General features: G+C 68.9%; 9 protein-coding genes. 3 read left to right on the plus strand and 6 right to left on the minus strand.

Annotated elements, in window-relative coordinates; all coding sequences use genetic code 11:
• Positions 1-245: 245 nt before the first annotated feature.
• From fdhF to CGK74_RS11810, 4 genes are all read right to left on the minus strand, one after another.
• Entirely contained in the window at positions 246-3,047 is a 2,802-nt protein-coding gene (gene fdhF, locus CGK74_RS11795; protein WP_094268670.1) for a formate dehydrogenase subunit alpha, read from the minus strand.
• Positions 3,044-4,741, minus strand: coding sequence for an NADH-ubiquinone oxidoreductase-F iron-sulfur binding region domain-containing protein (locus tag CGK74_RS11800; protein WP_094268671.1), 1,698 nt, complete (start codon positions 4,739-4,741; stop codon positions 3,044-3,046). Before CGK74_RS11800 ends, fdhF begins: the two co-directional genes overlap by 4 nt.
• A gap of 126 nt (positions 4,742-4,867) precedes the next feature.
• Positions 4,868-6,085: an MFS transporter gene (locus tag CGK74_RS11805; RefSeq protein ID WP_094268672.1), complete on the minus strand. Its 1,218-nt coding sequence runs from the start codon at positions 6,083-6,085 to the stop codon at positions 4,868-4,870.
• Positions 6,078-7,043, minus strand: a complete 966-nt coding sequence (locus tag CGK74_RS11810) for a LysR family transcriptional regulator (protein ID WP_094268673.1) — start codon at positions 7,041-7,043, stop codon at positions 6,078-6,080. Before CGK74_RS11810 ends, CGK74_RS11805 begins: the two co-directional genes overlap by 8 nt.
• 144 nt (positions 7,044-7,187) lie before the next feature.
• Between CGK74_RS11810 and CGK74_RS11815 the strand changes: the two genes are divergently transcribed.
• From CGK74_RS11815 to CGK74_RS11825, 3 genes are all read left to right on the plus strand, one after another.
• Positions 7,188-9,065, plus strand: a complete 1,878-nt coding sequence (locus tag CGK74_RS11815; RefSeq protein ID WP_094268674.1) for an FAD-binding monooxygenase — start codon at positions 7,188-7,190, stop codon at positions 9,063-9,065.
• An 11-nt stretch (positions 9,066-9,076) separates the two neighbouring features.
• Positions 9,077-9,787, plus strand: coding sequence for a fumarylacetoacetate hydrolase family protein (locus CGK74_RS11820; protein WP_094268675.1), 711 nt, complete (start codon positions 9,077-9,079; stop codon positions 9,785-9,787).
• 83 nt (positions 9,788-9,870) lie between these two features.
• Positions 9,871-10,902, plus strand: coding sequence for a TRAP transporter substrate-binding protein (locus CGK74_RS11825; RefSeq protein WP_004260767.1), 1,032 nt, complete (start codon positions 9,871-9,873; stop codon positions 10,900-10,902).
• A gap of 20 nt (positions 10,903-10,922) precedes the next feature.
• Here CGK74_RS11825 and CGK74_RS11830 read toward each other — a convergent pair whose 3' ends face one another.
• Together CGK74_RS11830 and ngg are read right to left on the minus strand one after the other, a co-directional pair.
• Positions 10,923-12,143 carry an osmoprotectant NAGGN system M42 family peptidase gene (locus tag CGK74_RS11830; protein WP_094268676.1) on the minus strand — a complete coding sequence of 407 codons (1,221 nt, stop codon included), beginning with the start codon at positions 12,141-12,143 and terminating at the stop codon, positions 10,923-10,925.
• 35 nt (positions 12,144-12,178) lie between these two features.
• On the minus strand, positions 12,179-13,912 hold the full coding sequence (gene ngg, locus CGK74_RS11835) for an N-acetylglutaminylglutamine synthetase (RefSeq protein ID WP_094268677.1): 1,734 nt from the start codon (positions 13,910-13,912) through the stop codon (positions 12,179-12,181).
• Positions 13,913-13,915 lie beyond the last annotated feature (3 nt).

Genomic DNA, 13,915 nt, shown 5'->3' on the forward strand with positions numbered 1-13,915 from the left:
ATCATTCATGGGATGCACCGCGGCGAAAAACACGCGGGCGACCGCGAGAATGCGGCCGATTTGCGCTCGGGTCAAGGCCAAGTCCTCTATAAGACTGCTTGCAGTGCAATATAAGTCGCTTCTGATGATGCAAAAGCACAACAGCCGCCTCCAGGCACGCCCTCTCGGGCGGCAGGCGGCGTCTGATGGGCACCGATACCTGCACGGATTCGGGCGCGGACGCGGGGCAGCGGTCGCGTACCCGCTCAAGCCGGCATGACCCGCAGCGCGCAGTACTTGAACTCCGGGATCTTGCCGAACGGGTCGAGCGCCGGCTGGGTCAGCAGGTTGGCCGCGGCCTCGTGGTAGCAGAACGCCATGAACGCCGAGCCCTGGCGCACGCCTTCGTCGGCGCGCACCTCCAGCTCGAGGCGGCCGCGCCGGGTCTCGAGCACCACCCGCCCGCCCGGGCGGACGCCGAGCGCGGCGAGATCCGCCGGGTTCATGCCGCACCACGGCACCGGGTCCAGCGCGTCTAGCACGTCGGCGCGGCGCGTCATGCTACCGGTGTGCCAGTGTTCCAGCACCCGACCAGTGATCAGCACCATCGGGTAGTCGTCGTCCGGCAGTTCGGCCGCCGGCAGGGGCGACACCGGCACGAAGCGTCCGCGCCCGCTGGCCGTCGGGAAGGTCTGCTGGAACAGCACGGGCTGCGAGGGTTCCGCCGCCGAGAACTTCGGCGCAACCACCGCACCGTCGTGCACCAGCATGTCCCAGCTCAGGCCGGCATAGCTCGGCATCGCCTGCGCGAGTTCGGCGAAGACCTCGTGCGGGCCGGCGTAATGCCAGTCCAGGCCGAGCCGGCGCGCCATCTCCTGGATGATCCACCAGTCCTGGCGCGCATCGCCAGGCAGCGGCAGCACCGGCTGCGCAAGCTGCACCAGCCGGTCGGTGTTGGTGAAGCTGCCGGTCTTCTCGTACAGACTGGACGCCGGCAGCACGACGTCGGCCAGCATCGCGGTTTCGGTCAGGAAGATGTCCTGCACCACGAGGTGCTCGAGCTTCGCCAGCCCCGCCCGTGCGTGGTCAAGGTCAGGGTCTGACATCGCCGGGTTCTCGCCTTCGACGTACATGCCGCGGATACGGCCCTCGCAGGCGGCATCCATGATCTCGACCACGGTCAGCCCCGGGGTATCCGACAGCGGCGCCTGCCACAGCGCCTCGAAGCGCGCCCGCACCGCGGGCTCGGACACGCGCTGGTAGTCGGGCAGCATCATCGGGATCAGGCCGGCGTCGGACGCGCCCTGCACGTTGTTCTGCCCGCGCAGCGGATGCAGGCCGGTGCCGGGGCGGCCGATCTGGCCGGTCATCAGCGCCAGCGCGATCAGGCAGCGCGAGTTGTCGGTGCCGTGCGTGTGCTGCGAAACGCCCATGCCCCAGAAGATGATGCTGTTGGGGCCGCGGGCGTAGGCGCGCGCCACCTCGCGCACGGTGGCGGCGGGGATGCCGGTGACGGCCTCCATGCGCTCCGGCGGGTACTTCAGCGCGGCGTCTCGGAAAGCCTCGAAGCCCTCCGTGCGGGCGGCGATGAATTCGGGGTCGGTCAGGCCCTCCTCGATGATCGTGCACGCCATCGACAGCAGCAGCGCCACGTCGGCATCGGGGTGGAACTGCAGGAAGCGCCAGGCATGGCGGGCGAGCGGCGTCTCGCGCGGGTCCATCATCACCAGCTTCATGCCGCGTTCCGCAGCGTTCTTGATGAAGCTCGCCGCGACCGGGTGGTTGGCCGCCGGGTTGGCACCAATGACGATGGCGAGGCCGGCGAAGTCGACGTCGCGCACGGGGTTGGACACCGCGCCCGAGCCGATGCCTTCGAGCAGCGCCGCCACCGACGACGCATGGCACAGCCGCGTGCAGTGGTCGACGTTGTGCGTGCCGAAACCGGTGCGCACCAGCTTCTGGAACAGGTAGGCCTCCTCGTTGCTGCCCTTGGCCGAACCGAATCCGGCCAGCGCGTGCGGCCCGTGCGCCTCCTTGATGCGGCGCAGGCCGGCGGCGGCGAAGTCGAGCGCCTCTTCCCAGCTCGCCTCGCGGAAGGCGGCCAGCGGACTGGCCGGGTCGAGATTGACGCCCTTCGGGATGCCCGGCTTGCGGATCAGCGGCACTGTCAGGCGCTGGCGGTTGCGGCTGTAGGTGAAACCGTAGCGGCCCTTCACGCACAGGCGGCCGGCATTGGCCGGACCGTCGCGGCCCTCGGCGAAGACGATCTTCTGCGCCGCGCCCTCGCCCGCGACGTGGTAGCTCACCTGGCAGCCGACGCCGCAGTAGGGGCACAACGAATCGACGCGCTTGGTCGGCACCCAGTTGCTCGCCGCCGGGGTCTCCCGCGGCTCGGCCAGCGCCGTCGTCGCGGTCACGGCCGGCGCCAGCGCGCCGGTCGGGCAGGCCTGCACACATTCGCCACACCCGACACAGCTCGACGCCCCCATTGCTGTATCAAAATCGAACACTATCTTCGACTCGGCGCCACGGTGCGCGTAACCGATAACGTCATTGACCTGGATCTCGCGGCAGGCGCGCAGGCAGCGGTTGCACTGGATGCAGGCGGACAGATCGACCGCAATGCCCGGATGGCTAGCATCCGCCGGCGGCTGTTCGCGCGCCTCGAAGCGGCTGCCGCTGACGCCGAGTTCGCGGCACCAGTGGGCGAGTTCGGAATCCGGCTTCTCGGCCGTGGCCGGCACGTCGGCGCGCAGCAACTCCAGCACCATGCGCTGCGAGGCCCGCGCGCGCGCGCTGGCGGACTGCACCTTCATGCCCGCCTTCGGCGCACGGCAGCACGACGGCGCCAGCACGCGCTCGCCGTCGATCTCGACCACGCAGGCGCGGCAGTTGCCGTCGGCGCGCATGCCGTCCGTGTAGCACAGGTGCGGAATGTCGACGCCGGCGCGGCGCGCGGCGAGCAGAATGGATTCGCCCGGCGCAGCCTCGACCGGGCGGCCGTCGAGTTCGAAGCGGATGGTGTCGGCCGCCGCAGGGGCGGCGCTGTCCTGGATCGCGACGCTCATTGCGCGCCCTCCTTCTCGGTCGTGACCGGGGCGCCCACCTCGTGCGGGAAGAAGCGCAGCACCGATCGCATCGGGTTCGGCGCGGCCTGTCCCAGGCCGCAGATCGAGGCGTCCATCATCGCCTGCCCCAGTTCGTCGAGCAGGCCGGCGTCCCATTTCGGCGCAGCCATCAGGCGCGCGGCCTTGTCGGTGCCAACGCGACACGGCGTGCACTGGCCGCAGGACTCATGCGCGAAGAAGTGCATCGCGTTCTCGGCCAGCAGGCGCGCCTTGTCGTACTGGGAGAACACGACGATGGCCGCCGAGCCGATGAAGCAGCCATAGGGCGCCAGCGTGTCGAAATCGAGCGGCACATCGGCCAGGCTGGCCGGCAGGATGCCGCCCGACGCACCGCCGGGAAAGTAGCCGTACAGCTCGTGTCCGGGCAGCATGCCGCCGCAATGCTCGTCGATGAGCTGGCGCAGCGTGATGCCGGCATCGGTGACCACCACGCCGGGCAAGGCCACCCGGCCGCTGACCGAGAAACTGCGCAGTCCCTTGCGCCCGTTGCGGCCGCGGCCATCGAGCCAGTCCTTGCCCTCCAGGCTGTACTCGACGATGTTGCGCACCCACCATAGCGTCTCGGGGTTATGCACCAGCGTCGGGCGGCCGAACACGCCGACCTCCGCCACATAGGGCGGACGCAGGCGCGGCATGCCTCGCTTGCCCTCGATGGACTCGATCATGCCCGACTCCTCGCCGCATACGTAGGCACCCGCGCCGCGGCGTACCTCGATCGGCGGCAGGTCGGGCCAGGCGGCGCGCACCTTGTCGAGTTCGGCATGCAGCATATGGCGCAGGGCCGGGTATTCGTCGCGGATGTAGATCCAGATCGCCGCGATGCCGACCACACGGGCAGCGATCAGCATGCCTTCGATGAAGCGGTGCGGATCGCTGCCGAGGTAATGGCGGTCCTTGAAGGTGCCCGGCTCGCCCTCGTCGATGTTCACCGCCATGTTGCGCGGCGCCGGCTGGGCCATCACCGAGCGCCACTTGCGCGCGGACGGAAAGCCCGCGCCCCCCAGCCCGCGCAGGCTGGCAGCCTCCAGGGCGGTAATGATCTCCTCGCCACTGCGCGCGCCCTCGCGCACCGCCTCGAACAGGCGATAGCCGCCGGCCGCACGGTAGGCGTCGAAATCGACGATCACGGGCGGCGGCTCGGTGCGCTCGCCGGACGCGACCACCGCGGCCACGGTGTCCACATCCGCCTTCACCACCGGGTTCTGGCCGACAACGGCCACCGGCGCGCAATCACAGCGACCGACACAGGGCACGCGCTGCACCCGAACACCAGTGCCGAGCCGACCCGCCAGCGCCTGCGCGAGCTCGACGCCGCCGTGCATCGCGCAGGTCAGGGAATCGCACACCCGCACCGTCAGCGCCGGTGGAGGGGTCTGGCCCTCGCCGACGACATCGAAGTGGTGATAGAAGGTCGCGACCTCGAACACCTCGGCGCGCGCCAGCTTCATGGCTTCGGCCAGCGCTGCGAGATGATCGGCAAACAGCGCGCCATGCGCGTCCTGCAGGCGGTGCAGGTATTCGATCAGGCGGTCGCGGCGCGGGGTCTCGCCGTCGATCGCGGCGCGGGCCGCGGCAAGCGCGGCGTCGGGCAGGGGCGGACGCGTCGGTCCGCGCGCGCCTTTCTGGGGGGGCATGGCTGAAGTCTCCTTAGTGCGGTTCTCACAGGACCAAGCAGTTTTGGTGCCAGACGAACGCGAAGACGCACCGCGACACTCCCCGGGGATGCGCCACCCTGCGCCCACTTCGGCGCCGGTTCCGCACTACGGCACGCTGTGGTAAGCGCGCTCCAGCCGCCACGCCACGATGCCCAGCACCACGCCGGCCACGGCCGCCCCCACGGGGAGCGCCACGGCCCCTTCCCAACTGCCGCGGCTGGCCACCAGCGCCGCCAGCAACGGGGGGCCGAGCAGCTGGCCCAGGTTCGAGATCTGCATGTTGAGGCCCTGGAAAGTGCCGATCTGGCGCGAGGTACGGGCGATGACGGTCGAGGCCGACAGGATCGATGACGGGATCAGGCCGCCGATGAAGGACACGCCCAGGCAGGCGAGGTAGCGCAGGCCATCGGACAGCGTCGGCGAGAAGGCGGCATACATGCACACGCCGCTCAACCCGCTGCCCAGCACCAGCAGCCTGCCGCGCGCCACATTGCGCCGCAGCAGTGCCCCACCGATGACGTTGCCCGGCACATTCACCAGCACCATCACGCAGGACAGCAGTGCGACCCAGCCGATCTCCAGCCCGCGCTCGTCGCGCAGGAAGGTGGGCAGCCACACGATCAGGGTGAAGTGCTGCACCGACCAGGTGGCGAACAGCAGGCCAAGGACCCACGCCAGCGGCTGGCGCATCACCTCGCGGGCGACGGCCAGCGCACCGTCGTCTGCGGCAGGTGCCTCGGCGAATTGGTAGTGCCGACGCTGCCACCACACCGACGCCCCGCCTGCCGCAAGCAGCGCGATCGCGAACCACCAGATCGCCTGCCACCCACCGACGCCCTGCAGCATGGGGGCCGCGATCATCACCAGGCCGATGCCTGCCGGCATGTAGGCCGCCCATACCCCCAGCACGAAGCGCCGGTCCGCCGGCCGGCTGGCCGCCGACAGCAGGATCGGCGCCGACACAGCGACCGCGATATAGGCGGCGCCCTCGACCACGCGCGCCGCGAGCAACAGTGGAAAGCTCGTTGCCAGCACGCTGCCCACACCGCCCGCAACGCCGAAGCCGATGCCCGCGAGGCACAGCCGCAAGCCGCCGATCCGATCGGCCGAGAGACCGAACACCACTGCCACCGAAACCGCCAGCACGTTGATCGCCGACGACAGCCAGCCCGCCTCGACCAGGCTCAGGCCGAAGGCATCGCGCAGCGCCGTGATCATGATCGAAACCTTGCCCACGTTGGCTGCAATCGCCACTCCGCACAGCAGCGCGGCGGATACCGCCAGCCAGTGCGTGGCGGACACGCTCCGCGTCGACTCAGTCATCCGCCTCTCCCCGCTTTCCTCCGTCGTCCGCGGCCGGCATCAGCTCCTCGTCGCCGCTCCGCTCGCCGTGCAGTTCCCGGATCACGCTCCGTAGCCAGCGATTGCCGGGCTCGTGGTGGAAACGCCCGTGCCAGTGCTGCTTGACCGCGTACCGGGGCAAGGCGAACGGCACCGGATAGCAGCGGACCCTACCGCGCTCTGCCAGCATCTCGCCGAACCGGCTGGGCACGATGACCAGCAGGTCGGTCTGCTCGATGACGAAGGACACGCCGATGAAGTTGGGGATGCGCAGTGCCACCTTGCGCATGATCTTCTGCCGCAGGACCTCGCGGTCGATGTACAGATGCCCCGTGCCGGACGTCGTCACCACCGCGTGATCCTCGGCCTCGAACTGCGCAAGGCTGAGGCCGTCGCGGAGTCGCGGATGCTCGGCGCTTGCCAGGCAGACGTAGTGCTGACGGAACAGCGACTGCTGGTAGAAACCCGCGTCGAGCTGCGGCATGAAACCCAGCGCCAGGTCGACATCGCCGGCCTCGAGCATGTGCGCCGTGTCGGCCGTGAGGTTGAACACCTCGATACGCACGCCGGGCGCCAGGCTGCGCACGTGCGCCCACAGGCGCGGCAGCAGCACGAACTGCGAGATGTCCGTCATCGCGATGCGAAAGCTGCGCTGCGCCGTCGCCGGGTCGAACACGCTGCGATGGCCGAGTGCGACGTTGAGCGCATCGATCGCCTTGCGGATCGGCTGCACCAGCTCTTCGCCCAGCGGCGTCGGCTCCATGCTGCCGGCGATGCGCACGAACAGCGGATCACCGAAATGCTGACGCAGCTTGGCGAGGGCGATGCTGACCTGCGGCTGCCCCAGCCCGAGCTGGTCGGCTGCGCGACTGACGCTGCGTGTCTTGTAGATCTCGTCGAAGACCTGCAGCAAGCGGATGTCGAGGGAGTTGGGGTTCATGCGGGGCTGAAATTTATTCGATTATCGAATCGGAGCTATTCAATTCATTGCATGGATTGAATTCTGTCCGATCGATAAAGTCGCAGCCACCTAAATTTGCTTGATGAAAGCAATAAGCACACTGATCCATCGGAGAGACACACCATGCAGTTCTATCTGAACGGCTACAAGCCCGGCGACCCCACCCTGCAGGATGCCGCCCTGCCCGAGACCGCCGACGTCGTCATCATCGGTAGCGGTCCCGCCGGCGCGCTGCTGGCGGCCCAGCTGTCGTCCTTCCCCGGGATTCGCACCCGTCTCGTCGAACGCCGCAACGGTCCGCTCGAACTGGGTCAGGCGGATGGCGTGGCCTGCCGCACGGTCGAGACCTTCCAGGCCTTCGGCCTGGCCGAGGAGCTGGTCCGCGAAGGCTACTGGGTGAACGAGACCGTGTTCTGGCGCCCGTCGCCGGACGATCGCAACAAGATCGCCCGTACCGGCCGCGTGCAGGACGTCGAGGATGGCCTGTCGGAGTTCCCGCATCTCATCGTCAACCAGGCCCGCCTGCAGCAGATGCTGCTCGACTACATGCGCAAGTCGCCGTCGCGCCTGGAATGCGACTATGGCCTGGAGTTCGACGCGCTGAAGGTCGATGCCGAGGGCGAGTATCCGGTGGAGGTCAGGCTGCGCGACGTCAACACGGGCATCATGAAGACGATCCGCGCGAAGTACGTGGTCGGCTGCGACGGTGCCCGCAGCAAGGTGCGCGAATCGATCGGCGCGAAGCTGCACGGCGATTTCGCCAACCACGCGTGGGGCGTGGTCGACATGCTGGCCGTCACCGACTTCCCCGACATCCGCCTGAAGTCGGCCATCCAGTCCGCCGACGAAGGCAACATCCTGCTGATTCCGCGTGAAGGCGGCTACATGGTGCGGCTGTACGTCGACCTCGGCGAAGTCGATCCGAACAATCGCGACGCCATCCGCGACATCACGCAGGAACAGGTCATCGCCACCGCCCAGCGCGTGCTCCATCCCTACACGCTCGACGTGCGTCACGTGGTGTGGTTTTCGGTGTACCAGGTCGGCCAGCGCGTCACCGACCGTTTCGACGACGTCCTGCCCGAGCACGCCGGCTCGCGCCTGCCCCGCGTGTTCATCGCCGGCGACGCCTGCCACACCCACAGCGCCAAGGCCGGCCAGGGCATGAACGTGTCGATGCAGGACACCTTCAACCTGGGCTGGAAGCTGATCTCGGTGCTGGAGGGGCGCGCCAGGCCCGAACTGCTGCGCACCTACTCGACCGAGCGCCACGCGATCGCCCAGGGCCTTATCGACTTCGATCGCGAATGGTCGAAGATCATGGCCTCGCCGCCGAAGGACCCCGCGCATCCGGAACGCGGCGGCGTCGACCCCGCCGAGCTGCAGGCCTACTTCGTCAAGTCGGGCCGCTTCACTGCCGGCATGGCCACCCACTATCCGCCTGCCACGGTGCTGACCGCACCCGACACGCACCAGGCGCTGGCCACGGGTTTCACCATCGGCACGCGCTTTCACTCGGCACCGGTCGTGCGCCTGGCCGACGCCAAGCCGATGCAGCTGGGTCACGTCGCCCGCGCCGATGCCGCCTGGCGCATCTACGCCTTCGCCGATGCCAGCGGCACCCGGCTGCGCGGCCTGATGGACTTCCTTGCCGACTCGTCCGACTCGCCGGTGCGCCGTTTCACCCCGGCCGGCGCCGACCCCGACAGCGTCATCGATGTGCGCGCGGTGTTCCAGCAATACCACCGCGAGCTCAAGGTGGACGAGTTGCCGACGATGCTGCTGCCGCCCAAGGGCCGCTTCGGGCTGCTCGACTACGAGAAAGCCTTCGCGCCCGACCCCAAGAGCGGCCAGGACATCTTCGAGCTGCGCGGCATCGACCGTGCGCAAGGTGCGATCGTCGTGGTTCGCCCCGATCAATACGTCGCCAACGTGCTGCCGCTGGACGCACACGACGCGCTGACGGCATTCTTCGCGGCTTTCCTGATCGATCGTCACTGAGCGAGGTATTGATGAGCGGCATCCGCTACCTGTGGTCCCCGGCACCCACCCCTTCGCTTCCGGTTCGAGGCTGCGATGCCCGCTTTCCCGTCCGGCGCATCTTCTGCGTCGGACGCAACTACCACGCCCACGCCATCGAGATGGGCAACCCGATCGACAAGGCGACGATGCGCCCCTTCTACTTCATGAAGGACGCAGGCAGCCTGGTCGAGTCGGGCGCCACCGTGCCCTACCCGCCCGGCACGCAGGACTACCAGTACGAGATGGAGCTGGTCGTCGCCATCGGCGCCGCCGGCTTCCGCGTCGCCGAAGCGGAGGCGGACAGGCTGATCCATGGCTATGCCGCCGGCCTCGACATGACCCGCCGCGACCTGCAGAAGGCCGGCCGTGACCAGGGCCGCCCCTGGGACCTGGGCAAGAACTTCGAGCAGGGCGCGATCTGCGGCGAAATCGTGCCTGCTGCCGGACTCGGCGTGCTCGACCGGGGCGCCATCGCACTGCAGGTCAATGGCCAGACGCGGCAATCGGCCGATCTGTCGCTGTTGATCTGGAACCTGCGCGAGCTGATCGCCGACCTGTCGCAGTTCTACCACCTCCAGGCCGGCGACCTGATCTACACCGGCACGCCGGAAGGCGTCGGCGCGGTCAAGCCGGGCGACCGCCTGCAGGGCCACATCGAAGGCGTAGGCGATATCGCGCTGCAGATCGGCGAGCCGGAATAACCAGCCGTAGCGGCTGCGCCGCGAATGTACGAACACACAACACAGCGGGCCTGAAACCCGCCCCCGACAGAGGAGACACTTCCATGCAATTTCGTACCACCGTGCTCTGCACCTTCGCCGCCCTGGCACTGCCGCTCCAGGCCCACGCCCAAGCCGAGCCGATCGTGATCAAGGTCGCGCATCTGCTGCCGGCGATGGCGCCGATCCACACCAAGGTCATCGCGCCCTGGTGCGACAAGCTGGCGGCGGAGTCGCAGGGCAGGCTCAAGTGCCAGATCTATCCGGCCATGCAGCTTGGCGGCACGCCGCCACAGCTGCTCAGCCAGGTGCGCGACGGCGTGGCCGACATCGTCTATACCCTGCCGGGCTACACCCCCGGCCGTTTCCCGACCTCCGAGGTGTTCGAACTGCCCTTCGTCACGACGAACCACGAGGCATCCGCGCGCGCGATGTGGGACTTCGTGCAGTCCCACTCGGCCAAGGAATTCGCCGGCCTCAAGCCGCTGGCCGTGTGGGTGAACGGTCCCAACGTGCTCCACACCCGCGACCGTCAGGTCAACACGCTCGACGACCTGAAGGGCCTGAAGGTGCGCGCGCCCTCGCGGCTGGGCAACAAGCTGCTGGCCGCGCTGGGCGCGACGCCGGTCGGCATGCCGGTACCGCAGATGGCGGAAAGCCTGTCCAAGGGTGTCATCGACGGCACGCTGGTGCCGTGGGAAGTGGTGCCGGCCACCAAGACGCACGAACTCACGCAGTTCCACGGCGAGCCCGGTGGCGCACGCACCCTGACCACCGCGACGATGATCTACGTCATGAACCAAAAGAAGTACGACAGCCTGCCGCCCGATCTGCAGAAGGTCATCGACGACAACAGCGGCCGCGAGTTCTCGGCGTGGGTTGCCGTCCAGCACGCCGAGGCCGACACCGTCGGCCGCAAGCTGGCAACCGACGCCAGGAACACCGTCTACACGATCCCTGCAGACGAGATGGCGCGTTGGCAGACCGCTGCCCGGCCCGTGACCGACGAGTGGATCAAGGAAACGAGTGCCAAGGGCGCCGATGGCCAGAAGCTGTACGAGGATGCCGTCGCGCTGGTCGACAAGTACTCGCGATAACGCCTTCGCCCGAGCGGCCCTCAGTGCCGCTCGGAATCCGTCTGTTGCTGCGCCGGATCGCCCAGGAAAGACTCCGGCACCGGTAGCGGCGTGCTCGGCACCAGCATGTCGCCGGGGCAGAGCTGCTCGGTGAAGCCGTCGAGCGAGCCCATGGAACGGCAGTCGCGTCGCGCCACCGGTTCGCTGGTCATGTAGGCAATCACCAGTTGTGTCAGCGCCACCAGCGCGTCGCGGTGGGTGCGCTCCTGCGCGTGCGAGGCGTCGGCGCCGAAGCCGATCAGCGCCGTGCGGATGTCGTTGCCGGCCTCGACCGCGGCGGCGGAGTCCGACCGGTAGTAGCGGAAGATGTCGCGCCGGTGGGCGATGCCCTGCTCCTTTGCGAGCGCGATGAGCTTGTGCGTGAGGTGGTAGTCGAAGGGGCCGGACATGTCCTGCATGCAGATGGTGGCCGCGTGCTCGGAGGTGTTCTGCCCCGGAGCTGCGATGGAAATGTCCAGGCTCACCATCTCCGCGATCTCGCCATGCAGCGCCGCCGAGGCGCCGGAGCCGATCTCCTCGGTGATCGTCAGCAGCGGATGCACATCCACCGGCAGCGCCAGACCCTGGTCGCGGATCGCCTTGCACGCGGTCAGCAGCGCGGCCACCGCCGCCTTGTCGTCGAGGTAGCGCGAGTTGATGTAGCCGTCGGGCTGGATCTCCGGCTGAGGGTCGAAGGCGATCCAGTCGCCGACGTTGAGCCCGGCGGCGTCGAGCGCGGCACGGTCCTCGGCCGGCAGGTCGACCCGCACCTCGACGTGCTCCCAACCCACCGGCTGGGTGTCGATCTCGCCGCCGAAGGCATGGCCCGAGGTCTTCAGCGGCAGACAGGTACCGCGAACCTGGCCACCGTCGGTGAAGATGGTCAGGCGCGAGCCTTCGGCGAAGCGTGCCGACCAGTGGCCGATCGGCACGATCTCCAGCCGGCCATTGGCCTTGAGCGATTTCACCATCGCCCCCAGGGTGTCGAGGTGGGCGACCACCGCGCGCGCCGGCTGAGATTCGCGCCCCTTCAGCGTGGCGCGGATGGCGCCGCGGCGGGTGATCTCGTAGGGAATGCCGAGCGCGGCGAAGCGCCCGGCGGTGTAGCGCACCACGGCATCGGTCAGCCCCACCGGGCTCGGAATGGCCAGCAGCTGCAGCAGGGTTTCCTCTAAGTAGGCGTAGTCGATCTCCAGCGCGTGCGGATGGCGCGGTTCGTTCATGCGTGGCTCCTCCGGTCAGGTCCCGTGTCCGGCGCTCAGGCGACGGCGCGCGTACGCGGGAACAGCAGATCGACGAAACGCTCCGCCGTCGGCTGCGGTTCATGGTTGGCAAGACCCGGGCGCTCGTTGGCCTCGATGATCACGTAGTCGGGCCCATCGACCGCCGGCACCAGGAAGTCCAGTCCGGTCACGGGGATATCGAGCGCGCGTGCGGCCTGTTCCGCCGCCTCGCGCAGGGCCGGATGCAGTTCGGCGGTGACGTCGTGGATGGTGCCGCCGGTGTGCAGATTGGCGGTGTTGCGCACCTGCAGGCGCGTATCGGCCGGCAGCACCGTATCGAGTGACGCGCCCTGCGCGGCGATGCAGCGCTCGGTCTCGGCGTCGAGCGGGATGCGCGACTCGCCGCCGGTCGCGGCTGCCCGGCGCCGGCTCTGTTTGTCGATCAACTCGCGCACGCTGCTGTGGCCATCGCCGACGATGACCGGAGGCCGACGCACCGCGGCGGCCACCACACGGAAATCGATGACGACGATACGCAGGTCCTGCCCGGCGCAGAACTGCTCGACGACCACCCGGTCGCAGAACTGGCGCGCACGCCCGATCGCCGCGCGTACCTCGTCCGCCGTGCGCAGGTTCACGCTGATGCCCTTGCCCTGCTCGCCCTCGACCGGCTTCACAACCACGGCACCGCTCGATGCGAGCAAGGCCAGCCAGGCGTCCTCGTCGGCCACGTCGGCCTGCTGCGGCACCGCCAGCCCCTCGGCCGCGAGCAGCTTCAGCGTCACCCGTTTGTCCTGGCAGCGGCTCATGGCCACGGCCGAGCTCAGCTCCGACAGCGACTCGCGGCAGACGATGCTGCGCCCGCCAAGCGTGAGGCGGAAGTAGCCGTTCTCGGCGTCGATTACCTCGGCGTGGATGCCGCGGCGCACCGCCTCGTCCACGATCAGCCGCGCATAGGGATTGAGCCCCTCCAGTGCCTCACGGCCGCCGGTGAACAGGGGCTCGTTGATTGCGTTGCAGCGCTTCACCGCGAAGGCCGGGATGCGCTGGAAGCCGAGCTTCTCGTACAGCGCGATGGCCTGCTCGTTGTCGTGCATCACCGACACATCCATCCAGGCCCGGCCGCGCGCCTGATAGTGCTCGGCCAGATAGCGCACCAGCGCTTCGCCGATGCCGGGGTGCGTCGCCTGCGGCGCCACGGCCAGGGCCCACAGGCTGGCGCCGTTGTGAGCATCGGCAAAGGCCTCGACATGGTCCAGCCCCATCGCCACGCCGATCACCTCGCCGCTGTCGCGATCCTCCGCCAGCGCGTAGGTAATGCCACGGCTGGCACGCTCGCGCCATACGCGCAGCGGGTCGACCGGCACCATGCGCCGCGCGCGGTAGAGCGCGTTGATCGCGGCGACGTCGGCGCGCGTGCGCAGCCGGCGCAGCGTGAAGCCGCGCCGGGCAGCGCGCCGGGTGCGGTAGGACGCGAGCTGCAGGCGGAAGGCATCGGACGGGTCGAGGAAGAGCTGCTGCGGCGCGCTGGCGACCACCACCTGTGGCTTCTCGACGTAGAAGGCGATGTCGCGCTGGCCGGGCCGCTCCTGCAACAGGGCCGTCGCCAGCGCGGCCGGGTCCCGCCAGGTCTGCGCCGGCAACAGTCGCCCCCAGCCGCACTCGATGATCGCGTCTGCAGGCATCGCCTCCCGCTCCGGGAGGCTCGCATGCAGGCTGAGGGAGGACTGGCCGGCGCGCAGCGCGCGGGCGATCTCTTTGCGGATCATCGT

The sequence above is a fragment of the Thauera propionica genome (assembly GCF_002245655.1).
Classification (GTDB): Bacteria; Pseudomonadota; Gammaproteobacteria; order Burkholderiales; family Rhodocyclaceae; genus Thauera; species Thauera propionica.